Here is a 21,915-nt window from a genome sequence, read left to right as displayed (position 1 = left end):
CACGGGTACGTCGGCCGGGGAGGGGCGACGATGACGAGCACCTCGACGCCGCACCACGGCGAGCCGGGCTTCCGCCTGCGGACCGGCGACCGGGTTCCTCAGCCGCCGTTGACACTGGTCACCCGTGAACGGCTCCACACCGCTCTCGAACTCGGCGCACGGGGTCCGCTGACGTTGCTGGTGGCACCGGCCGGCACCGGTAAGACGGTTCTGCTGTCGGACTGGGTCGCCCGTCGAAGACAAGCGGGGCAATCCGTGGCCTGGTTACCCGGCCAATCGCCTGACCTGCTTCGGGAGACCCTGCAGGACCTGGTCGGCGCCGAACCGCCGACCTGTCCCGACCCGGTCGTCGTCGACGACGCCCATCTGCTGCCGCCCGCGCTGGTCGCGGACCTGTCGCAGCTGCTGAAGCACTCCTCGTACGCCGTCCGGCTGGTGCTGGCGACGCGGTACGATCTGCCGCTGCCCGTGGCGGAGCTCGAGCTGCGGGGACTCGCGCTGACTCTGCGCTCCGAAGACCTTCGTTTCAACGACGTCGAGGCCACCGCACTCGTGCGGGCGCACGCCCACGATGCCACCGGGGACGATGTTCGCTCGTTCCAGGCCCACGCGGCCGGCTGGGCGGCCGCGCTGGTGCTCGCCGCCCGGACCTTCGCGTCGTCTGGCGCCGGGTGGCCGCTGGTGAGCAAGCGTCCGGTGCTCGATCTCCTGCTCGGCGAGAGTGTGGGCACGCTCGACGACCGGGTGCAGGCGATGCTGCTCAGCACCTTCGGAGTCGGCACCGTCACCGGGCCGCTGGCGGTGATGCTCAGCGGGGACGCCGACGCCGGTTCGATGCTCGCGGATCTGGCCGGCAACGGCTTGCTGGTGACGGCGTATCTCGACGGTGAGGACGGCGAGCCGCTGTTCCGGTACCACCCGTTGATGATCGAGCTGCTCCGGCGCAGGGTCGCCGGCAGTGCCGAAGACAGCCAGACGGTCGCCGCGGCGCACCGGCGATCGGCGCTGCACTACGAGAACCGCGGCGACGGGCAGACAGCACTGCGCCGGGCGCTCGGGGCCGACGACCCGGTCATGATGGCCCGGCTCCTGCTCGGGCACGGACCGGAGATCCTTGCCGCGGGGGAGCACGAGCTCGTGGCTGCCGGCTTCGAGACGCTCCCGGAGGGCTTCCTGGCGTCCCACCCGCACCTGTTCGGTGTTCGCGGCCTGCTGCGGCGGGTCTGCGGGGACGCGGCCGGCGCGGTGATGGACGCGGCCTCGGCCGACGATGTCGTCGGCGCGATGGAGGCGGGCCCTTCGACGGCCGATGACGATGCCCTGCACGCGGACACGATGCTGCTGCGGTTGTGGGAGGCACGCTACGGCTGGTGCGATGTACGATCCGCGATCGACCGGGCCAGGTCCCTGCTGGCGTTCGACGGGGCCGGGAACGGCGGCGGCCGGAGGAGAGCCGTCCTCTCGCCTGAGCGGATGGCCTGGCTGCTGATCGATATCGCGGCCGCCGAGACCTGGGCCGACGAACTCGACGCGGCGCTGATCCACCTGGACGAGGCCGTGGTCACGGCGCGGGTGGCCCATCATGCCCGGCTGGTCGCCGGTGGGCTCGCGCACCGCGCGGTCGTGCAGTACGTCCGCGGCAACGTCCAGACTGCGGCGGAGTCGGCGCAGGCCGCTCTTGACGCAGTGGACCAGGACGAACTGCCGCACGAGTACGCCGTCCGCGCGCAGCTGGTGCTGGGGCTGGCGGCGATGAGTCAGCTCGATCCCGCCCTCGGCCGGCGCTGGAACGAGTCCGTGGTGGCCGCCGGCCCGGCCGATTCCGACACTCTGGTGATGACCCTGCACACGGTTCTGCGTGCGCTGCTGCTGATCGAGGAGGGCCGCCTGGACGAGGCGTCCAGAGAGCTCGTCGGCGATCCGGGCGCCGCCGGGCCGTTGCCTTCGTTCCTGGCCCGGGACCTGGCACTGATGCGGTTGTGGCTTGCCGTCCTGGTGGGCGACCGGACCAGGGCCGACGCGCAACTCGACGACCTCGACCGGACCGGGAACAGCTCCGTGGCGGAACTGGTCCGGACGATGCTCTCGATCGGCGAGAAGGACCTGGAGTCGACGGTGAGGTCGATCGACCGGATCCTCGACCAGCCGCAGCTGCATCCACCGATCGCGGCGGCCGCCGCGTCGTTCCGTACCGTGCTGCTCGTCCAGCTGGGTGACGAGCCGGCCGCGGAGGCGTCGCTGGTCGACGCGCTGAACCGGGCTACCCCGCAGCTGAACCTTCACGCCCTGGTCCCGGCCGGAGGCGAGTCGGTGTTCATGGACCGGCTGCGCAGCCACCTGGCCGGCCCGAACCCGCATCCGTTCGCGGCCGTCGGGCTGGAGAAGCTGTCGGGCTACCTGAGCGCGTCGATCCGCGCGGGCGGCATGACGCCGCTGGCGGGGACGAGCCGCAACCCCGTGGCCGCGCCGCTGCGTTGCCTCGAGGCGGTGGTGAACGGCGCGCGGATCCGGCTGACGGCCCGCGAGGCCGACGTACTCGACCAGCTCGCGCTCGGCAGCTCGTACACCGAGATCGGTCAGGCGCTGTACATCACCGACAACACTGTCAAGACGCACCTGATGTCGCTCTACCGCAAGCTGGGCGTGGAGAAGCGGTCGGCGGCGCTGCGGGTCGCGCGAACCGTCGGCCTGACCGAGCAGCTCAGCGAGCCCCGTGGCTCGGGACCGCTTTGACCGCCACCTCGGTCAGCAGCATCCCGGTCGCGGCTCCGACGGTGAGGTTGATGATCGCGGTCGCGCGACCTTCGATGTCATCGGGCTGTCGACGACGAACGGCGCGGCCGCGGCCACCAGCGTGGCCAGGACGACGATCCAGCCGAAGTATCTCAGTGGACGTGGCGTGGTCACCAGCAGCAGGTGCAACAGGCCGGTGGCCACCAGTGCGGCGAGGGCGCACGACAGCGCGTAGGTCACAGTGTCCGCGTCGCCCAATGCTCCGGCGCCCTTCGGGGCGAGCATCGGCACGTCGAACACACCTCGCGCGAGAGGTGGCCAAGTCCCCGCGGTACGAGCGCATCCTCATGCTCCTCGCCGTCGCTCTGATGGAGGCGTTCCAGATCACCGTCGACGTCACCACCGACCCTGACCACGGTCAGGTCGAGGGCTTCGTCCTCGGCGGCGAAGCCGTCGTGGCGAACTGGCTCCGCGCTCCTGGGCTCTGGTACGTCGACGCCAGCGCCCCGCCGTCACGCCGCGCGGTGTACCGAGACATCGCCGCGGCTGCCACTAGCCGCTCAATCATCGATCAACCGACAGCGGCCCGCCGTCTTGAAGCGCTCGCCGGCTATCTCGACATCTCATGGCGCTGGTTTCGCAAACGCTGCACCGAGCTGTCGGTGGTCGGCGCCAGCGGGATCGCCCAGCCTCGCAGCCGGCTGCTTTCCACTATGGGCCTCGATCTCCCCTCAGCTACGTCGCCCGCCTCGACCGCAACCAAGAAGCATGACTTGCACGCCGCCGAACTGACCATGGGCCGTACCTTCGCCGTCCGCTTCGACCACGGCGAGGACTTCATTTCCTCATTGGCTGACTTCTGTCGCCAGCACGACCTGCGGCAGGGATTCGTGCCGATGCTCATCGCGGGACTGCGTGCGGTTGAGTTAGTAGGCACCTGCGCCAAGGCCGACGATCCTGAGGCGCCGGTTTGGTCTTCTGTTCACCTAGAGAGCGTCGAGGCTCTGGGTGGCGGCACTCTGGTGTACGACCCTCAAGCACAGCGCATCCTGCCCCATATCCACGTCGCTGTTGGTCTCAAGCACCAATCCGCCACCGCGTATACCAGTCACCTGCTGGGAGCAGAAATGCAATTCCTCACGGAGATGTACGTGGTCGAGGTTGCCGGCCCCACGATGTCCCGGCTGCACCTAGCGGATCTGTACGACGTTCCGCAGCTCCAATTCTGAGCCACGAGATCCCTTCACGAGGAGAATTGGCTTGGCACCTGTCGGTGAGAGTTGCTCGGCGATGACAGAAGACACAGGCACACTGTCACGGGTGGGAACTTCAGAGGCCTCGAACGCTGTAGGCGGTCTACGGGCCCTTGGCCCACGTCAACGTGGCGGCCGACCAGGCGCAGCGCCGTCTCAACGGTTCGGCGCTGGTTTCAAGACAGGTGCTGGTCAGGAGCAGATGCAGCTGTCGCCGGCCAACCTGCAAGGTGTCGGAGGTGACGACACGGAGCCCGACCCACCTCTACAACCTGAGACGGGCTCGTGGCCTGGGCGACTGGTTGCGCGTACCAGTGAGTTCGGATCCACGCAGACGTGGAGTCTATTGACGAGTCACCGAAGCTCGGAGGTCAGGCTGTTCGCCAGTCGCCGACTCGCGCTCGACGTTCTCGATCTACGACTCGGCGAAACGTGAGTGGCTGTCAGGCCGTTGACAGAGATCTGAAAGCGCGCGCGTCGATGCTTCGGGGAACAGATCCTGGCACGTTGAGCAGAAGGGCTCGATCTTGAAGAAGCGACTTCAGAGAACGGTGTTGATGGCGTTGACAGGGGTAGCCGCGGCGGGTGTTCTGACGACGCCCGCGCAGGCAGCCGGCGGCACGAAGTTCTGTCCCTCGGGCACGTCGCAGCAACCGTGGTGCACGATGTACTTGTACCCGACGCGTTTCCCGGGCGGGACGATGTCAATCGATGTCGATGTGTCCGGACGCAGTAGCCAGACCGGGGTCTGGAACCTCTACATCGACGGCGGCAGGGTCTGCAGCGGCACTTACCGCTACAGCGACCCTGCTCGTTCCTGGACCTGTTCGAACGTTCCGGCGGGGGTGCCCTCGTTGGACGCGTCGAGGGGCTACCAGGCGAGCGCCCGGATCGGGCTCCGCTGGTGAGCGAGCGATGGAGAATCTGGGCTCGCCCGCTGTTCCCTCATGGAGAATCGATGGCACGAGTCGCGAGCCTGTCTGTGGTGGCAGCCGGCGGACTACTTCTCGCGGGTTCGGCGTGGGGGGCCGCGGACCGTGCGTCGGCGGTTGAGCTCAACGAGTCCGTTGTCGCGGCGGACTGCGTCATCACTCCGCACGCTGATTGGATCCCGCCGGAGGTCCATGTTCGATGCGCGACAACCGGGCCGTACAAGGCCATCGCGTTGTGTTCGTCCGGCTCTCAGAGGAACGTGACCTTCGCGTCTCCGTGGACAAGAGCCGGGTCCACAGCGCAGGTGGAGTGTCCGCTGAGATGGTCATTGACGGGATGGGGCAAGCAGGGTGGCGGGAGCGCCTGACCCAGCCTGCATGACCACATCGCCGCGCCACCGGTAAACGGCGAAGGCTGGGCGAGGATGACGCTCCTGCAGACAAGCGTCCAGACGAGCATAGTCTCCCAGGCGAGGCAGCGCCCGGCATGAGCTCCAGATACGGTCATCACTGGGACGTCTCTTCGCGCGCACCTGGACCCAACAGGTGGTTGGCGAGCTCGGTGCCGGAGCTGACCGAGACATTTCGGGTAGACCCTGGTCAGGTTGGCTTCGACGGTCTTGACGGACAAGAACAGCTCGGCGGTTGCCTCCCGGTTCGAGCGGACCGCGGCGACCAGGGCCGGCGCCCGGCATTCTGTTGCTGTGAGCAACTGTAAGCTGGGTGCAGGCCCGGTCCGGTCGGCGTCGTCGCGCGGCGGCCAAGGCGCAGGCGGCCGCGATCAACAGCCGGCGGGTCCGGCTCGGGTGAGCAGAGCCATCCGATCACCGTAGCGACCTCCTCCTGTGGAACAGCTGAGAGCCCTAGGTGGCCGACATGGCGCCGGATGCCAGCAGTACGACGAGCAGAATGCCGAGGGCGACCCGGTAGATTACGAAGACCTCGATCGAGTGCTTGCTGACGAAGCGCAGAAGCCAGGCGACCGACGCGTAGGCGACGACGAAGCTGACGACCGTCCCGACGACCAGAGCGGTCGCGCCGACGGTGCCGCTGGTGGCGTCCTTGAGCTCGTACAGGCCGGCACCGGCGAGAGCGGGGATGCCGAGCAGAAAGGCGATCCTGGTCGCGGCCACCCGATCCAGATCACGGAACAGCCCAGCCGAGATCGTGGCGCCTGAGCGGGAGACACCCGGGATCAGGGCCAGACACTGGACCAGTCCCATCACGACCGCGTCCCGGAACGTGAAGGCGGTGAACGGACGCGACTTGCTGCCGAGCCGCTCGGCGGCGATCATCACGAACGACCAGACGATCAGCGCTCCGGCAACCCACCACAGGCTGCGCAGGGAGCCCGAGATGACGTCGCGGGCGAGGAAGCCGACGACACCGATCGGCAGCGAGCCGACGAGCACGTACCAGCCCAGCCGGTAGTCGTCGGTACGACGTTCAGGCCGGGCCAGCCCGCGGACCCAGGCGACGACGATGCGGCGGATGTCGCCCCAGAAGTACAGCACCACGGCCGCGATCGCGCCCACCTGGATGACCGCGGTGTACCCGGTGATCGACGGATCGTTGATCCGGAGCCCCAGCAGCTTCGACACGATCGTGAGGTGCCCGGTGCTGGACACCGGGAGGAACTCGGTCAGACCTTCGACGATGCCGAGGACGACGGACTGCCAGAGCGTCATCGCGCACCACCCTGGTCCCAAGGACTCTGCTTCACGTTCTCTCCCGGATCGACGACGGTTGCGGGGAGCAACGTATTCGCCCGGAGCTGAGGATCCGCTGAGAGCGCGGGCCGGGGGGACCACCGCGAGCGGACAAGGGGGTGATGCTGTCCGCCCGCGGTGGCGGCTGGGGGCTGGTGCGCCGTGGGTCCAGCCTGCGGATCGGCGGCACGGCGCGGAACGGTCATGGCGGGGCTGTCATCGAACTGTCAGCGAGTCGACGGCGAACGGCCGGGATCTGGTACCGGGCGGCGGGTGTGTCGGGATCCTGGGCAAGGCCAGCTCGACGAGTGCGCCGCCCTGGTCGTAGCGGTCGCGGTGATGTGGCCGTGGCGGGCGTGCGATGACGGTGACCTGGTTGCTCAGCCCAGGGTCTTGAGCAGGGCTTCGATCGCCGGCTTCTCCGTCGCTGGGTCCTTGGAGTCTCGGACCGAGGTGAACAGGGCGTCGTTCTGGTTGTCGATGAACGACCAGGCCTTCTCGTCGAGGGGCTCGAGCTTGGACTGGTCGTCGTCCCAGGCCTTCTCGTAGTCGTCGACCGCGCCGTTCAGTGCGCTCTGGTCGTTCTTGGCGAGGTCGGCCCGCATGGTCTGGACGAGGGTTCGGTAGCGGGCCACGTCGGTCGCCGGGAAATGCGCGACTGCTTCGGCCGGGCTCAGCTTCACGTTGGCGCCGGGGTTCGGGCCGTCCTTCTCGGCGGCCAGGTTCGCGTGCGGTTGTGTGGACGCCCAGCTCAGCAGTACGCCGGCCAGGACGGCCGACGCCGCCATCACGCCGACCAGTGGCCACTCGCGGCCCGGGCGGTGGTATTTGGCGGCGTGGTTGAGGCTGCGGCGGTCCTCGATCACATCGGTCCTGGTGAGGGTGAGGTAGACGACGGTCGCGAGGATGGCGGCCAGGAAGATGATGCTGGTGACCAGGGTGCCCAGACCCAGGCCCTGGTCAGGCACTCTCGGGGCCGCGAGCCAGTCGCCGAGGTTGGCGCCGAGCGGGCGGGTCAGGATGTAGGCGAGCCAGAAGGCCAGAACGGGGTTGGCGCCGGCTCGCCAGCAGGCAGCGATGATCGCTATCAGCGCCAGCGGGAGCAGGACGGAGACACCGGGGCTCCAGCCGGTCAGCTCGAGAGTCCAGTCGCCGGCCGCCGTACCGAGTGCGAAGGTGACCAGAACCGCCAGCCAGTAGAAGGCTTCCCGGGGCAGCGTAACGATGCTGTGGATGGACAGGGTGCGCTCCCGGCTCCACCAGATCCCGAACACGACCGCGAGGGCGACGCTGAACACGGAGGTGCTGATCCACAGCGGCACGCCGACCTGGTCGGTGAGGATGTCGGTGTAGAGCGTGCCGGTCACGCTCACGACGACGACCGTCAGCCAGTACGCCGCCGGCTCGTAGCGGGACCTGGCGAGCTGCCAGGCCAGGGCCAGCGCGAAGACGACGGTGAAGATGACGGCGGTGGCGACCAGCCCGACGCCGAGCTGGAGGTTGATCCAGTCGGCGAAACTCTCACCCACCGTCGTGCAGAGGATCTTGATCAGCCAGAACCAGGCGGTGACCTCGGGCACCTTGTTCAGAAAAGCCCGGGACGTCCCGGTGCGCGAAGCGGCTTCTGTAGTCATGCCGCCACAGTCGCGCAGGGAACCTGCACACCACCTGACTACGCCGGGTCAGGCTCGAGGCAGACTGACCTCGACGTGTCCGATGCCCTCAGCAACGGCTCGGACGCCGGCTCCGGCCGCGGTCGCGATGCGGCGGACGACGGCCAGGCCCAGCCCGTGGCCACCCGTGCCTGTGTGCCCGGGCTCGAAAACCCGCTCGAGGTCGTGCGGGCTGAAACCCGGTCCGTCGTCGAAGACATGGATCAGGACGTCGCTCGCGAGACGTTCGACCCGGAGCGAGACGGTCTCCCGCGCGTGCCGGGCGGCGTTGTCGAGCAGAGGAGCGAGCAGGGCCACGACGATCTCGGCGGGCACATCCACCCGGAGGTCTTCCACGGCCTCGAGGTCGACCGCCCGGCCTTTGGTTGCCTGCCGCAACACTGGGCCGAGCTGGCAGGCCGCTTGCCGACGGTCACGCAGCCGGGCGGCGTCGAGAATCGTGCTCACCGCCGCACCGAGGCGGTCGGTCTCGGTGAGAACGAGCTGAGGATCGACGGTGGCGTTGCCGAGCTGGGCGAGCTGGGCTTCGCCGCGTAGTACCGAGATCGGGGTCCGCAGCTCGTGGGCGATCTCGTCGGTCAGCCGCCGCTCGTCGGCGAGAGTGTCCGACACCCGGTCGAGGAGCCGGTCGAAGGTCTGGGCCAGCTCGCCGAGTTCGTCACGGGGCGGCCCGAGTCCGAAACGGCGGCCGGGGTCGTGATCACTCCACTCGTCGGCCAGGGCGGACATCCGCCGTACCACTCGCAGAGCCCGGCTCACGCCGAGACAGGCGAGAGTTCCCGAGAGGAGGACGGCGAGCGCACCGAGGACCAGGGACATCACCAGGCCGTGCTGCTCGGCAGCCTCGTACGGCGCGAGGTCCACCTCGACGACCACCGTCAGCCGATGCCCATGGACCGGCAGAGGCTGGGCGTACAACAGGTTGTCGGTCGTCGTTGCGAACTCGTTCCGCCCGGACGCGCCGAGCCGGTCGACCGCGTCGGCGAGGGCTGAATGGTGGACTCCGTCGATCAGCCGGCCGTCGGAGTAGACCCAAGCGACGGCGTCGAAGGCATCGCTGCTGCCCTCGACCATCCGGACCTGTCCTCCGCGCACCTCGACGGTCGCCGCGACGGCGTCGGCCCGGGTACGGGCCAGCGTTCGGGCGTCGGTGTCGGTCGCACGCGCGGCGAGGACGTGACCGAGGACGACGAGTACGGCGACGACCAGCGTCGCGGTGAGGACCGCGAGCGAGACGATCCGCCCGCGGAACCCGGTCAGTCCCATCGGTAGCCGACTCCACGCACAGTCGCGACGCGATCGTTGATTCCCAGGTGGTCGAGCTTAACCCGAAGACGACGCAGGTAGGAGTCCAGTGTGTTCTCGCTGACGTAGGCGCCGTGCGGCCAGCCGGCGGCGATCAAGGCATGGCGACGTACGACTTCGCCCGGCACGGAGACGAGCCGACCGAGCAGGCGGAACTCGGTGGGGGTCAGTGCGGCGCTGTCGGCACCGCACCGGATCTCGTGGCCGGCTGGATCCAGCACCACGGTGTCGGCTGCGACGGCGGTGGTGGTGGTCCGGCGCAGCAAGGCCCGCATCCGCACCAGCAGCTCCGGAACGTCGAACGGTTTGGTCAGGTAGTCGTCCGCGCCCGCCTCGAAACCGCTCACCTTGTGGTGCATCCCGCTCAGCGCGGTGAGCATCAGCACCGGAGCATCGATACCCCGGGCGCGGAGCGCGAGACACACGTCCCGCCCGTCAGCGTCCGGCAGACCGAGGTCGAGGATCACGGCCTGCGGTCCCGGGTCGAGTTTCGACAGCAGTTCGGTCGCAGTCGCCGTGGCCACCACCGAGTACCCATCGCCTTCGAGTGCTCTTCGCAGGACCCCGCGCAACGCGGCGTCGTCCTCGCACACAGCGACCCTGGCCATGCCGGGCAACGTACTCGCCCAGCCCTGAGGATCCGCTGAGAACAGGTTCAGTCCTTCGGGATGGCCGGAATCCGGTAGCTGAGGCGGTTGTCGTCGGCGCCGCGGAGGGTCTCCTCCAACGCCACGACAGCGCCGTCCTGGCCTGCGGTGGTCCGGCGGGTGATGAGGATCGGCCGGGTGCGCGGTACGGCGAGCGACTGGGCCTCGTCGGGGTCCGGGTGTCTGGCCATGACGTCCTCGACCCACTCCGGCCGCATTCCGTCGTCGATCAGGCGTTGGTAGAAGTGGCCGCCGGTAGGTGCGGACGAAGGTGGTCCTGGCAGCAGATCCACTGGGAAGTAGAGGTGGTGGATCACTCGGCTGTTCGTCGGGCGGCGAAGCACTCGCATGACGTGGATGACCTCGGTGCCGGGCGACAGGTCGAGTGCGGCGAGAACATGGTGCGGAGGCAGCTGTCGTTCGGCGACACGGCGAAGCTCGGCCAGTGAGTCGTCGTCGGTGTCCGGATCGTGGGGATCGGTGCCTTCAGGCAGCTCGACCGTACGACGGCCGACCACGTCCGCGGCGACCCCGAGGTCCGGCCGGACGAAGCTGCCGCGGCCGTTGACCACGGAGACCAGCCCCTCAGTGCGGAGCAGGTCGACGGCGCTCCGCACAGTCGACCGCGAGACGTCGTACTTCTGCTGCAGCTCCTGGACCGACGGCAGGTTCGCGTTCGGCCGCAGCCGTCCGTCCTCGATCTGCTGCCGGAGCTCCTGCGCGATGTAGGCGAAGGCGGACAGTCCGTAGATCTTCCACGGCCGACGGCGCCTCGGCTTGGGCTCGTTCATGAACGGTTGCTGCGGCTCTCCTGGAACGGCGGTCTGGTCCGGTGCGGCAAACCTAACCTAAGTTCGCGTGTTCTCCTACATCGTGTAGGCCAAGTTTCGGATCATTCGCGGCCGCGGCGCGACCGCACTTTGGCGACCACGAACCAGGTCACCGCGGCGACCGCGGCGGCCACCACGACCCATTGGAAGACGCCGACCGACGACTGCACGACCTGCCAGTTCTGGCCGAGGAAGTACCCGGCGACGATCAGCGCGGAGTTCCAGACCAGGCTGCCGCCGGCGGTCAGCAGCAGGAACCGTGCTGGTGGCATCCGCTCGACTCCGGCGGGGATCGAGATCAGGCTGCGCACGACCGGGACCACTCGTCCGATCAGTACGGCTTTCTGGCCGTGGCGGTGGAACCACTGCTCGGCCTTGTCGAAGTCCTCCAGCTTCACCAGCGGGATCTTCCCGGCCAGTGCGCGGGTGCGGTCGCGCCCGAGGGCGGCGCCGACGGCGTACAGGAGTGCGGCGCCGACGACCGAGCCCACCGTGGTGAAGACAATCGCGTTGATCAGGCCGAGATCGCCGCGACTTGCGGCGAAGCCGGCGAGCGGGAGGATCACCTCGCTCGGGAGTGGTGGGAACAGGTTCTCCAGCGCGACCGCGATCCCCGCGCCAGGCGCGCCGAGCTGCTCCATCAGGTGCACGGCCCACCCGGCTACTCCGCCGGTAGGCTCCGCGGCTGCCATCGAGAGTGCCACGAAATTGAGTGTACCTACGGCGTGTAGGAGGTTCCTGGGAACTTATTCAGGTCTGTTCTTCACGGCCAGGACCGGGCAGTCGGCGTGCAGGAGGATGGTTTGGGCCTGGCTGCCGAGGATGAGTTTGCCGACCGGCGTACGGCGGCGTAGGCCGATCACGATGAGTTCGGCGTTGAGGTCGTGGGCGAGGGTGAGGATCTGTTGCGCGGCGTCCTTGCTCTCCACGAGCTGGGTGAGTTCGTGGTCGACGCCGGCCTCGGTGAGTTGGTGTTCGACGGAGTCCCAGGTGGTACCGGAGGCGAAGCGGGTGTCGACGAGGGACTCACCGCGGCTGGTGTTGACCACGACGAGTCGCTGATCGCGGCGCTTGGCCTCGCCGATCGCGGCCGCCAAAGCGGCCTGGCCTTCGGAGGTCGGCACGTACCCGACGATGATCGCCATGCTCAGTCTCCCGATCGGTCGGAGGGTTCGAGTTCGCGGTCCTCGGTCTGCCGGCGCTTGCGCAGGGCGGTCACGAGCGGCGGCACGACCAGGACCAGCAGGATCACGGCGTACACGATCTTTGCGAACCAGGTGTTCCAGAGCCCGCCGAGCTCGCCGTCGCTGATCTGCAGTGCGCGACGCATCTGTTCCTCGGCGGTCGGGCCGAGGATGATGCCGATGATCGCCGGTACGACGGGCAGCCCGAACCGGCGCATGGCGAAGCCGAGCCCGCCGAGCAGCAGCAGGAGCCACAGGTCGAAGGTCGACAGGTTGGCGGCGTACGCGCCGATGCTGGCGAAGAACAGGATCCCGGCGTACAGGTAGGGCCGCGGGATCCGGAGCAGCTTGGCCCACAGCGGTGCCAGCGGCAGGTTCAGCGCCAGCAGGATCACGTTGCCGATGAACAGGCTGGCCACCAGGCCCCAGACCAGCTCGGGCTGGGTCTCCAACAGGCGCGGACCCGGCTGGATGCCGTAGCTCTGGAAGGCGCCGAGCATCACCGCGGCGGTCGCGGTGGTCGGGATCCCCAGCGTGAGCAGGGGAACCAGACCACCGGCGGCCGACGCGTTGTTCGTCGCCTCGGGACCGGCGACGCCCTCGACAGCACCGTGGCCGAACTCCTCCGGGTGCTTGCTCAGTTTCTTCTCGGTGACGTACGACAGGAAGGTCGGGATCTCGGCGCCACCGGCCGGGATCGCGCCGAACGGGAAACCGATCGCGGTGCCGCGCAGCCAGGGCTTCCAGGACCGGCGCCAGTCCTCGCGCGTCATCCGCGCGGCCCCGACGGTGATGATCTCGGCCGGCGTACGGCGGAGGTGCGCGGCGATCCAGAGGGCCTCGCCGACGGCGAAGAGGCCGACGGCGACCACGACGACATCGATGCCGTCGGCAAGCTCCGGCAGGCCGAGCGTGAGTCGCTGCTGTCCGGATGTCGGGTCGATCCCGATCAGGCCGATCAGCAGACCGATCGCCAGCGCGGCGAGGCCGCGGACCTTGGACGAGCCGAGCACGGTCGTGACGGCGATGAACGCGAGCACCATCACCGCGAAGTAGTCCGGTGCGCCCATCTTCACGGCCAGCTTGACGATCGCGGGGGCGAGCAGGGCCAGGCAGAGCGTTCCGATGGTGCCGGCGATGAACGACCCGATCGCGGCGGTCGCCAGGGCGGCCGCGGCTCTGCCCTTGCGGGCCATCTTGTTGCCCTCGATCGCGGTCACGACCGAGGCGCTCTCGCCGGGGGTGTTCAGCAGGATCGAGGTGGTCGAGCCGCCGTACATGCCGCCGTAGTAGATCCCGGCGAACATGATGAAGGCCTGGGTCGGTTCGAGCGAGTAGGTGAGCGGCAGCAGCAGCGCGATCGCCATCGCGGGGCCGATGCCGGGCAGGACACCGATCGCCGTACCGAGCAGGACGCCGACGAACGCGTACAGCAGGTTGGTCGGGTGGGCGGCCGTGGTGAACCCGTTGAGCAGTTCGGAGAGCGCGTCCATCACAGGATTCCCTTGAGGATCCCGACCGGCAGCGGGATGCCGAGGCCGAGGTTGAACAGGTACCAGGTGCCGACCGAGAGCGCGATCGAGATGATCGCGTTGCGGATCAGGTGGCGGCTGCCGAGCGCGAAGGTGGTGCCGAAGAACAGCACCGCGCCGGAGACGGGCCAGCCGAGCCGCTCGATCAGCAGGATGTTGGCGACGAAGGCGACGACGAGCAGGCCGAGCGTCTTCCAGTCGCTGCCGTGGGCCAGATCGACGTCCTCACCGGCTTCCTGCTCGCCACGACCTCCCCGCAGTACGTCGATCGCGAGCAGTACGGCGGTCAGCACGAGCAGCAGGGCGACGGCGAGCGGGACGGTCTTCGGACCGACGGGACCGCGCGTCTCGACGGCCGGGAGTTGCAGGGCGTCGATCGTTGCCCATGCTCCGAGGAGCAGGAGGAGGAGGGCCACTCCGAGTTCGGAGCGGCCCTGCTTCACGGTGCTCATCAGGCGACGAGGCCAAGTTCTCGAAGGACGCCGGCGACGCGGTCGTTCTCGGAGGTGAGGAAGGTCTTGAACTCCTCGCCCTTCTGGAACGCGTCGGTCCAGCCTTGGTCGGCGAGCGTCTGCTTCCACTGCGCCGACTCGTGCATCTTGGTGAGCAGCTCGTCGTACTGCTTCTGCTTGGCGTCGGACAGGCCGGGCGGGCCGACGATGCCGCGCCAGTTGGTGAACACGAGGTCGACGTTCAGGCTCTTCAGCGTGGGCGCGTCCAGGCCGGGCACCGGCTGCTCGCTGGTGACGGCGAGGATCTTCACGTCGCCGGTCTTCGCCTGCTCGGCGACCTCACCGACGCCGGTGGCGGCGAAGGCGACCTTCTTGCCGAGGATCGCGGTCAGCAGTTCGCCGCCGCCGTCGTACGGGACGTAGTTGACGGTCTTCGGCGACACCCCGACGGCCTTGGCGACCAGCATCGGGGTCAGGTGATCGGGCCCGCCGGCGTTGGACGCGCCGCCGACCGGCATCTTGCCCGGATCGGCTTTCCAGGCGGCGACGAGCTGGTCCAGTGTCGTGTACGGCGAACCCTTCGGTACGACGATCGCCTCGGCCTCCTCGACCAGCTTCGCGATCGGGACCGTGTCCTGCAGCGTGGCCTTCGACTTGTTGGTGAAGACCGCGCCGACGACACCGAGGCCCATCTGCATCAGCAGGTCCTCCTGGCCCTTCTCGTTCACCAGGCGCTGCAGGCCGACCGTGCCACCGGCGCCGGCGGTGTTGAACACCTCGACGGTGTCGCTCAGCTTCGCGTCCTGCATCGCCTTGGCGGCGGCCCGGGCGGTGGTGTCGTACCCGCTGCCGGGGGAGTTCGGGACGAGGATCCGCAGACCCTTGACCGGGCCCGAATCGGTGGTTCCGGCCGCGTTGTCGTCGGCGCTGACGCCGCAGCCGGCCGCGGCGACGGCAAGCCCCAGTACGGCGGTGAAACTGGTGAACAACGTCCGTGCTCGCACGGCGGCCTCCTCGGTGCTCGGTGGTGCGGGTGCCGTCAGCGTGGCGTGGGCCGGAGGCGCTGTCACCGTTGTGATCGCAAACACTGTTGTGCTCATTGTGCTCACCCGATGGTTGGCGTGATCGGGTGGCGCACCGCACAATCGAGCGGTGAGCGCGAGGTGGAGACTGTTTCCGGGACGGCGTCGCTGGACGCTGGCCGGTCGCATGCTCGCGGTGCAGCTGCTGATCGTTCTCGTCGTCCTGGTCGGCGTCGCAGCCGTCTCGCTGGCGCAGTCGAACGCCCGCTTCCGGGAGACCGAGGGTCGCCGGGCGCTGGCCGTCGCGGAGTGGCTGGCGGTCAGCGCGGGCGTGCGTGAGGCGGCCGCGTCGGACGGCGCGCCGAACTACGTGAGCCAGGCGCAGTCGGTGGCCGAGTCCGGGCGGACCTTCTCCGGCTCGAGCTACGTGGTGATCGCGGTGAAGGACCGCCGGATCATCGCCTCCACCGACCCGGTACCGAAGATGTCGGTGACCCGGTTGCAGGACACCAATGCTTTCCTCGGCCGCTCGTGGGTGGGCGAGGACGACGTGACCGGTGCCGCGCTGGCGATGGCGCCGATCATCAACGAGCGGACGCGGGAGACTGACGGCGTGGTCGCCGTCGGGCGGCAGTACCCGTCGCTGCTCGCGAACCTCGCCGCCGCACTGCCGAACCTGCTGACGTACCTCGGGATCGCGAGCCTGCTGGGAGTGATCGGCTCGTTGCTGCTGGCAAGGACGGTGAAACGACAGACGCTGGGTCTGGAACCGCGCGAGATCACCGGCCTGGTCGAGCAACGAGAGGCTTTGCTGCACGGGATCAAGGAAGGCGTGCTGGCGATCGACCTGGAACGCCGGATCACGATGGTGAACGACGAAGCGGCTCACCTGCTCGGGATCCCGCTGACGTCGGCCGGGCGGTCGCTGGCCGAGGTCGACGACACCGGCCGCCTGCTGGAGATGTTCGACGGGCCTCCGGCCACCGATCAGATCCTGCCGCTGCACGGCCGGGTGCTCACGCTGAACCGGATGCCGGTGCGCAGCCACGGCCGGCACATCGGCTGGGTTGGTACGTTCCGTGACCGGACCGAGCTGCTGGAGCTCCAGCGGGAGCTCGACGTCACGCGCAACACGACGGACACGCTGCGCGCCCAGGCCCACGAGTTCAGCAACCGGATGCACATCATCAGCGGCTTGATCGAGCTGGGTGAGTACGGCGACGTCCGGAGCTACATCCGGCAGGTGACCGCGGACCAGACCGAGCTCACCGCGGGGATCACCGCTCGGGTGGCGGATCCGGCCGTCGCCGCGTTGCTGATCGCCAAGTCCAGCCAGGCGGCCGAGCGGGGCGTGAGCTTCGTCGTCGAGCACGCGACGTTGCTGGCGCGTCTCGACGAGCGGCTGGCGACCGATGTGTCGACGGTGCTGGGGAACCTGGTCGACAACGCGTTGGATGCCGCGGCCCGCGGTCTTGATCCGCATGTGGCGGTCGAGGTGAGCGAGGTCGACGGCGCGGTACGGATCACCGTGCACGACTCCGGGCCGGGCGTGGACACCGCGATGCGGGACCGGGTGTTCAGCCCTGGTTTCAGCACGAAGGTGGACGAGTCCGGTGACGATCACGGGATCGGGCTGGCACTCGTCCGGGTGATCTGCCGCCAGCGTGGCGGTGAGGTCTCCGTGCACAACGACCGCGGAGCGGTGTTCGTGGCAACGCTCCCGGTCCTGCAGGTGGCGCCGGCATGATCCGGGTGCTGGTGGTCGACGACGACTTCATGGTCGCGCGGCTGCACTCGAACGTGGTCGCCCGGCATCCTGGGTTCGAGATCGTCGGCGCGGCGCGGACCGGTGGGGACGCGCTGTCCGCCGTACGGGCGCTGCGGCCCGATCTCGTGCTGCTCGACATCTACCTGCCGGACATGAGTGGTCTGGACGTGCTGTGGCGGTTCCGGGAGTCGGCGGTGGACTACCCCGTGGACGTGATCGTGATCAGTGCGGCGCGTGACCTGGAGACGTTGCGGACGGCCTTGCGGGGTGGGGTTTTCCAGTACCTGGTGAAGCCGTTCGAGGTGGAGTCGCTGCGCGCTCGGCTGGACGACTACGCGGCGCACTTCGCCGAGCTGCATCATTTGACCGAGGTACACCAGGAGGAAGTGGATCGGGTCTTCCGGACGCAGAGCGGGCGGATCGCGGCGCCGAAGGGAATCAGTCCGGAGACCACCGGGCTGGTGCTGAAGGCGCTCGACGATGCGCCGGACGACGGCGTCTCGGCGTCGGAGTGCGCCGAGGTCACCGGGCTGTCGCGCAGCAGCACTCGTCGCTACCTGGAGCACCTCGTGACCGTCGGCCGGGCTGAGATGAAGCCGCGGTACGGCGTCGCGGGCCGGCCCGAGCGGCGCTATCGCCCGTTGTCGCGTTGATCGGAGATCTGTGACTCGTCGTCTGCCGCCCGAGGTGCTGTGCGCCTTCATGGCCGAGGTTCTGTGTGTTGAGGGTGTTCCTCGGGTGGATGCGGACCTGCTCGCCGACTCGCTGGTGATGGCGGAGCGGTGGGGACATGCATCGCACGGAGCGCTGCGGTTGCCCTGGTACGTGGCCAAGTTGCGTTCCGGGGCGATGCGGAAAGTGACTCAGGTCAAGACCGTGCGGGACTCCGGGGCGGTCGTCGTACTGGATGGTGGGGACGGCATCGGCCAGGTCGTTGCCCAGCGGGCTGTTGCTGTCGGCATCGAACGAGCTCGTGCGTGCGGCGTGAGCGCGGTCGGCGTACGGCGGTCAGGGCATTTCGGGACCGCGGCGTACTTCACCCGTCAGGCGGCCGAGGCGGGCTGCGTCGCGTTGCTGTCGACCAACGCGAGCCCGGCGATGGCGCCGTGGGGCGGTCGGCGAAAGAGCATCGGGACGAACCCGTGGTCGATCGCCGCGCCGGGCGGGCGGCACGGGACCGTGGTGATGGATCTCGCGAACACGGCCGTTGCCCGCGGCAAGGTTTACCTCGCCGCCGAGCGCGGGACCCCGATCCCGGCCGACTGGGCCTCCGATGCCGAGGGCAACCCGACGACCGACCCGCAGGCGGCGATCGAGGGACTGATCCTGCCGATGGCGGGGCCGAAGGGGTACGTGATCTCGTTCATGTTCGACGTGCTGGCCGGCGTACTGACCGGAAGTGCGTTCGGGGATGCTGTCGCCGGCCCGTACGACGCGAACAAGGTGAGCGGTGCCGGGCATCTTCTACTCACCATCGACGTCGCCGCGATGGCCGACCCCGACGAGTACGCCGCCCGCGTGGAGACCCTCGTCGAGTCCACCCGTACGGCGGAGAAGGCTGCGTGGGCCGACGAGATCCTGGTCCCCGGCGAACTCGAGGACCGGCAGGCGGAGCGATCAGCCGAGGTCACGCTGCCGCCGAAGACCTGGCAGACCCTTCTCCAACTCAGCCAGGAAACCGGGGTAGAGCTCGTCGGATGATCACGCTCACCGTCTCCCTCCAGGTCCTGCCCGGCCACCTGGACGCCTTCGTCGAGGCGATCCGGACCAACGCCGAACGCTCCTTCACCGACGAGCCCGGCTGCCACCACTTCGACGTCTGCCAGGACGTTGCCGACGACCACCATTTCGTCCTGTACGAGGTCTACACGGACCAGGCGGCGGTCGAGGCACATCGTGCGGCGCCGCACTTCGCGACCTGGCGGTCCGCGGTCGCCGAACATGTGGTCCCGGGGAGTCAGCGGAACGTGCTCGCCGACAGACGCTTCCATCACGCCCGGTGAGTCCGCCTGCGCTCAGCTCCTTCTCAGCAGCCCGGGCCTACCGTCCCTCAGCATGACGTCTGATCCCACGCCAGGCGGGATCGGTGAACTAGATTCGGGCGGAGACGGCTGAGGAGGCGTGGTGCGGGTACTGCGGCGGTTCGGGGTGCGCGGGCGGTCGACGGCTGCGGCCATCGTCGTCGTGGCCGTTGCACTGGCCGTGGGCGCTGCCGTTCTGCTGCTGCTTCTTCAGCGGGCGTTGATCACCAGCGTCGCCGATCAGGCCGGTTCGCGGGCGTTCGACGTGGCGAGTCAGGTGGAGGAGGAAGGACAGAGCGGGCTGGAGCGGGAGCTGGTGGAGAACACCAGGCCGAGTCAGCTGATTCAGGTGGTCGACCAGTCCGGGAAGGTTGTCGCGAGCTCGTCGCCGCAGGCGGGCGGTACGCCGCTGAGTGCGCTGCGGCCGGCGGTCGGGGTCTCGCAGCGGGACGACGTCGGCCGGATGCCGTTGCTGGACGACGACAACCCGTACGTGATCATTGCCCGGGGCGCCGAGTCCGGCGACGTCCGGTACACGGTGATCGTGGCGTCGTCGGTGGAGACGCAGCGCGAGACGGTCACCACCGTGACGACGTACCTGCTGATCGGCTACCCGTTGCTGGTGCTGCTGGTCGGCGCCGCGACCTGGGTGCTGGTAGGGCGGGCGCTGCGGCCGGTGGAGCAGATCCGGGCTCGCGTGCACGGCATCGGTGTCGAGCAGCTCGCCGAGCGGGTTCCGGTGCCGCCGGCCGACGACGAGATCGGGCGGCTCGCGGTCACGATGAACGAGATGCTGGACCGGCTGCAGTCCGGCCAAGAGACGCAGCGGCGGTTCGTCGCCGATGCCAGCCACGAGTTGCGCTCGCCGATCGCGAGCCTGATGGCGGCGCTCGATGTGGTGGCGGCCGATCCGACCGGTCGCTCCGAGCCGGAGCTGCACGAGGTGATGCGCGCGGAGACGGACCGGATGCGTCGCCTGGTCGAGGACCTGCTGTTGCTCGCCAAGGCCGATGACAGTGGGCTGCAGCTGCAGCGCACCGACGTCGACCTGGACGATCTCGTCGGCAGCGAGCTGCGCCGGCTGCGCTCGGCCGGCGGCGTCGAGGTCGAGGGCGTCGTACCGGCTGTGCGGGTGTCCGGCGATGCCGCCAAGTTGAGCCAGGTGATCCGCAACCTCGCCGACAACGCGGTGCAGGCGGCTCGTGGCCGGGTCCGGATCACGTTGTCGTCGGACGACGATACGGCGACTGTCGTGGTCGAGGACGACGGTGACGGCGTGCCCGAGGCCGAGCGGGACCGGGTGTTCGAGCGTTTCGTCCGGCTGGACGCGAGCCGGGATCGCCGTAGCGGCGGCTCGGGCCTCGGGCTGTCGATCGTCCGGGAGGTGGTCCGCGGCCATGGCGGCACGGTCGAGATCACCGACTCATCGCTCGGCGGTGCCCGGTTCGTGGTCAGGCTTCCGTTGACTTCGGTACCCAGTGCCACAGGTGCGCGGCACTGAGCACGATCGCCAGCCAGGCCACCGCAATGGTCCAGCCGGCCAGGACGTCGGTTGCCCAGTGGTAGCCGAGGTAGACCCGGCTGATACCGATGCCGGCACTGAGCAGCAGCGCCGCAAGGGCGATGCCTGCCTTGGCCGTGGCCGATCGGAGCCCGAGCCAGATCAAGGCCGTGAGAGCTCCGAAGAACACCGTGGAGTTCAAGGTGTGCCCGGACGGAAAGGCGTAGCCGGTGCTGACCGGCCCGAGCACGAAGTCGATCCCGGGCCGGTGACGGCCGACGGCGAGTTTCAGGACGACGGTGAGCGCGGCTGAGCCGGCCATCGCGACCACGAGCAACCCTGGTGCACGCCAGGACCGGGTGACCCGGTAGAGGAGGACTGCCGCGAGGATCGTCAGGATCACCAGCACGGGAGTGTTGCCGATGAAGGTGAGCGATCGGGCCAGCGCGGTGAGCGGTGCTGTTCGGGCCGCGACGGCATCGGTGCTGAAGTCCGGGTCGAACGCGGCGAGGCCGTCGGACTCGGTTGCGCTGTCGGCCAGGGCGATCGCTCCGAGCGTGCCTGCGATCGCGAGGGCTGCGCCTGCGAGCGGTACGGCGTACCGGCCCGTCGTTCGTCCTGGGTGCTGCTCGGTCGTGGTCATCGCGGTCACCCGCCGTCGGCGTCGAGGCGGTAGCCCATGCCGCGGACGGTTTCGATCGCGTGCCGGCCGAACGGGGCGTCGAGTTTGAGGCGCAGGTAGCGGATGTAGACCTCGACGACGTTCGGGTCGCCGTCGAAGGCGGGGTCCCAGACGCTCTCCAGGATCTCCATCTTGCTGACGGTGTCGCCGCGGTGCCGCATCAGGAACTCGAGCAGGCCGTACTCGCGCGGCGTCAGCACGATCTCCTGACCGCCTCTTTCGACCCGGCGCCGAGCGGGATCCAGGATGAGGTCGCCGGCTACCAGCACGACCGGCCGCTCCGGCCCGCCGCGCCGAATCAACGCCCGCAGCCGAGCGACCAGGACGAGGAAGCTGAACGGCTTGGTCAGGTAGTCGTCGGCGCCGAGATCGAACGCGTCGGTCTGGTCGTACTCGCCGTCCTTGGCGGTCAGCATCAGCACCGGCGTCCACACCCCACGCTCCCGGAGCTGCTCGAGCACCTTGTACCCGTTCAGCTTCGGCAACATGATGTCGAGGACGATCACGTCGTAGCTGTGCTCGGTCGCGGCCCACACGGCGTCCTCGCCGTTGTGCACCAGCTCGACCACGAACCCGGCGTCGGTCAGCCCCCGCCGTACCGTCTCGGCCAGCCGGACCTCGTCCTCCACCATCAGCACCCGCATACCCACAGTCTCGCCCCGTCCCGCTGA

General features: G+C 68.9%; 20 protein-coding genes. 7 read left to right on the top strand and 13 right to left on the bottom strand.

Annotated elements, in window-relative coordinates:
- The first annotated feature begins 30 nt into the window (after positions 1–30).
- On the top strand, positions 31–2,733 hold the full coding sequence (locus tag ACYVIO_RS41480) for a LuxR C-terminal-related transcriptional regulator (RefSeq protein WP_460656514.1): 2,703 nt from the start codon (positions 31–33) through the stop codon (positions 2,731–2,733).
- A 12-nt stretch (positions 2,734–2,745) separates the two neighbouring features.
- On the opposite strand, the gene ACYVIO_RS41475 is transcribed toward ACYVIO_RS41480, so the two are convergent.
- Positions 2,746–3,033 (bottom strand): DUF6069 family protein, encoded by a 288-nt coding sequence (locus tag ACYVIO_RS41475; protein WP_460656513.1) that lies wholly within the window; start codon positions 3,031–3,033, stop codon positions 2,746–2,748.
- 47 nt (positions 3,034–3,080) lie between these two features.
- Here ACYVIO_RS41475 and ACYVIO_RS41470 point away from each other — a divergent pair, with 47 nt between their 5' ends.
- Complete coding sequence (locus ACYVIO_RS41470; RefSeq protein ID WP_460656512.1) at positions 3,081–3,962, top strand: PPC domain-containing DNA-binding protein; 882 nt, start codon at positions 3,081–3,083, stop codon at positions 3,960–3,962.
- Positions 3,963–5,781: 1,819 nt separating this feature from the next.
- Here the strand turns inward: ACYVIO_RS41470 and ACYVIO_RS41465 are convergent.
- From ACYVIO_RS41465 to ACYVIO_RS41420, 10 genes are all read right to left on the bottom strand, one after another.
- Complete coding sequence (locus ACYVIO_RS41465) at positions 5,782–6,606, bottom strand: undecaprenyl-diphosphate phosphatase (RefSeq protein ID WP_460656511.1); 825 nt, start codon at positions 6,604–6,606, stop codon at positions 5,782–5,784.
- A gap of 401 nt (positions 6,607–7,007) precedes the next feature.
- The gene (locus ACYVIO_RS41460) at positions 7,008–8,261 is read right to left on the bottom strand and encodes a COG4705 family protein (protein WP_460656510.1); all 1,254 of its coding nucleotides are present in this window, start codon (positions 8,259–8,261) and stop codon (positions 7,008–7,010) included.
- Between the two features lie 48 nt (positions 8,262–8,309).
- Positions 8,310–9,566 (bottom strand): sensor histidine kinase, encoded by a 1,257-nt coding sequence (locus tag ACYVIO_RS41455; RefSeq protein WP_460656509.1) that lies wholly within the window; start codon positions 9,564–9,566, stop codon positions 8,310–8,312.
- Complete coding sequence (locus tag ACYVIO_RS41450; RefSeq protein ID WP_460656508.1) at positions 9,557–10,213, bottom strand: response regulator transcription factor; 657 nt, start codon at positions 10,211–10,213, stop codon at positions 9,557–9,559. Before ACYVIO_RS41450 ends, ACYVIO_RS41455 begins: the two co-directional genes overlap by 10 nt.
- A 47-nt stretch (positions 10,214–10,260) precedes the next feature.
- The gene (locus ACYVIO_RS41445) at positions 10,261–11,043 is read right to left on the bottom strand and encodes a GntR family transcriptional regulator (RefSeq protein WP_460656507.1); all 783 of its coding nucleotides are present in this window, start codon (positions 11,041–11,043) and stop codon (positions 10,261–10,263) included.
- Between the two features lie 101 nt (positions 11,044–11,144).
- The gene (locus tag ACYVIO_RS41440) at positions 11,145–11,786 is read right to left on the bottom strand and encodes a DedA family protein (RefSeq protein WP_460656506.1); all 642 of its coding nucleotides are present in this window, start codon (positions 11,784–11,786) and stop codon (positions 11,145–11,147) included.
- Positions 11,787–11,828: 42 nt separating this feature from the next.
- A complete protein-coding gene (locus ACYVIO_RS41435; RefSeq protein ID WP_460656505.1) occupies positions 11,829–12,227 on the bottom strand; it encodes a universal stress protein in 399 nt (132 codons plus the stop codon).
- A gap of 2 nt (positions 12,228–12,229) precedes the next feature.
- Entirely contained in the window at positions 12,230–13,759 is a 1,530-nt protein-coding gene (locus ACYVIO_RS41430) for a tripartite tricarboxylate transporter permease (RefSeq protein WP_460656504.1), read from the bottom strand.
- On the bottom strand, positions 13,759–14,250 hold the full coding sequence (locus ACYVIO_RS41425) for a tripartite tricarboxylate transporter TctB family protein (RefSeq protein ID WP_460656503.1): 492 nt from the start codon (positions 14,248–14,250) through the stop codon (positions 13,759–13,761). Before ACYVIO_RS41425 ends, ACYVIO_RS41430 begins: the two co-directional genes overlap by 1 nt.
- Positions 14,250–15,254: a Bug family tripartite tricarboxylate transporter substrate binding protein gene (locus ACYVIO_RS41420; protein ID WP_460656502.1), complete on the bottom strand. Its 1,005-nt coding sequence runs from the start codon at positions 15,252–15,254 to the stop codon at positions 14,250–14,252. The genes ACYVIO_RS41425 and ACYVIO_RS41420 overlap by 1 nt, the downstream gene beginning before the upstream one ends.
- Positions 15,255–15,402: 148 nt before the next feature.
- Here ACYVIO_RS41420 and ACYVIO_RS41415 point away from each other — a divergent pair, with 148 nt between their 5' ends.
- From ACYVIO_RS41415 to ACYVIO_RS41395, 5 genes are all read left to right on the top strand, one after another.
- Positions 15,403–17,019 (top strand): sensor histidine kinase, encoded by a 1,617-nt coding sequence (locus tag ACYVIO_RS41415; RefSeq protein WP_460656501.1) that lies wholly within the window; start codon positions 15,403–15,405, stop codon positions 17,017–17,019.
- A complete protein-coding gene (locus ACYVIO_RS41410; RefSeq protein ID WP_460656500.1) occupies positions 17,016–17,693 on the top strand; it encodes a response regulator in 678 nt (225 codons plus the stop codon). The genes ACYVIO_RS41415 and ACYVIO_RS41410 overlap by 4 nt, the downstream gene beginning before the upstream one ends.
- Before the next feature lie 10 nt (positions 17,694–17,703).
- Complete coding sequence (locus tag ACYVIO_RS41405; RefSeq protein WP_460656499.1) at positions 17,704–18,741, top strand: Ldh family oxidoreductase; 1,038 nt, start codon at positions 17,704–17,706, stop codon at positions 18,739–18,741.
- Positions 18,738–19,043: a putative quinol monooxygenase gene (locus ACYVIO_RS41400; protein ID WP_460656498.1), complete on the top strand. Its 306-nt coding sequence runs from the start codon at positions 18,738–18,740 to the stop codon at positions 19,041–19,043. Before ACYVIO_RS41405 ends, ACYVIO_RS41400 begins: the two co-directional genes overlap by 4 nt.
- A 121-nt stretch (positions 19,044–19,164) precedes the next feature.
- Positions 19,165–20,562, top strand: coding sequence for a sensor histidine kinase (locus ACYVIO_RS41395; RefSeq protein WP_460656497.1), 1,398 nt, complete (start codon positions 19,165–19,167; stop codon positions 20,560–20,562).
- On the opposite strand, the gene ACYVIO_RS41390 is transcribed toward ACYVIO_RS41395, so the two are convergent.
- Complete coding sequence (locus ACYVIO_RS41390; RefSeq protein ID WP_460656496.1) at positions 20,513–21,205, bottom strand: phosphatase PAP2 family protein; 693 nt, start codon at positions 21,203–21,205, stop codon at positions 20,513–20,515. The genes ACYVIO_RS41395 and ACYVIO_RS41390 overlap by 50 nt on opposite strands.
- 5 nt (positions 21,206–21,210) lie before the next feature.
- Positions 21,211–21,888: a response regulator transcription factor gene (locus ACYVIO_RS41385; protein ID WP_460656495.1), complete on the bottom strand. Its 678-nt coding sequence runs from the start codon at positions 21,886–21,888 to the stop codon at positions 21,211–21,213.
- Positions 21,889–21,915 lie beyond the last annotated feature (27 nt).

This window comes from Kribbella endophytica (genome assembly GCF_054781295.1).
The sequence above is the reverse complement of the archived record's forward strand: the minus strand, read 5'-3'. Positions and strand labels throughout refer to the sequence as shown.

Excerpts from the sequence above, each read along its gene's own strand:
- ACYVIO_RS41480 (WP_460656514.1), top strand. The coding sequence starts at position 31 with ATGACGAGCACCTCGACGCCGCACCACGGCGAGCCGGGCTTCCGCCTG.
- ACYVIO_RS41470 (WP_460656512.1), top strand. The coding sequence starts at position 3,081 with ATGCTCCTCGCCGTCGCTCTGATGGAGGCGTTCCAGATCACCGTCGAC.
- ACYVIO_RS41465 (WP_460656511.1), bottom strand. The coding sequence starts at position 6,606 with ATGACGCTCTGGCAGTCCGTCGTCCTCGGCATCGTCGAAGGTCTGACC.
- ACYVIO_RS41460 (WP_460656510.1), bottom strand. The coding sequence starts at position 8,261 with ATGACTACAGAAGCCGCTTCGCGCACCGGGACGTCCCGGGCTTTTCTG.
- ACYVIO_RS41455 (WP_460656509.1), bottom strand. The coding sequence starts at position 9,566 with ATGGGACTGACCGGGTTCCGCGGGCGGATCGTCTCGCTCGCGGTCCTC.
- ACYVIO_RS41450 (WP_460656508.1), bottom strand. The coding sequence starts at position 10,213 with ATGGCCAGGGTCGCTGTGTGCGAGGACGACGCCGCGTTGCGCGGGGTC.
- ACYVIO_RS41445 (WP_460656507.1), bottom strand. The coding sequence starts at position 11,043 with ATGAACGAGCCCAAGCCGAGGCGCCGTCGGCCGTGGAAGATCTACGGA.
- ACYVIO_RS41435 (WP_460656505.1), bottom strand. The coding sequence starts at position 12,227 with ATGGCGATCATCGTCGGGTACGTGCCGACCTCCGAAGGCCAGGCCGCT.
- ACYVIO_RS41430 (WP_460656504.1), bottom strand. The coding sequence starts at position 13,759 with ATGGACGCGCTCTCCGAACTGCTCAACGGGTTCACCACGGCCGCCCAC.
- ACYVIO_RS41425 (WP_460656503.1), bottom strand. The coding sequence starts at position 14,250 with ATGAGCACCGTGAAGCAGGGCCGCTCCGAACTCGGAGTGGCCCTCCTC.
- ACYVIO_RS41410 (WP_460656500.1), top strand. The coding sequence starts at position 17,016 with ATGATCCGGGTGCTGGTGGTCGACGACGACTTCATGGTCGCGCGGCTG.
- ACYVIO_RS41400 (WP_460656498.1), top strand. The coding sequence starts at position 18,738 with ATGATCACGCTCACCGTCTCCCTCCAGGTCCTGCCCGGCCACCTGGAC.
- ACYVIO_RS41390 (WP_460656496.1), bottom strand. The coding sequence starts at position 21,205 with ATGACCACGACCGAGCAGCACCCAGGACGAACGACGGGCCGGTACGCC.
- ACYVIO_RS41385 (WP_460656495.1), bottom strand. The coding sequence starts at position 21,888 with ATGCGGGTGCTGATGGTGGAGGACGAGGTCCGGCTGGCCGAGACGGTA.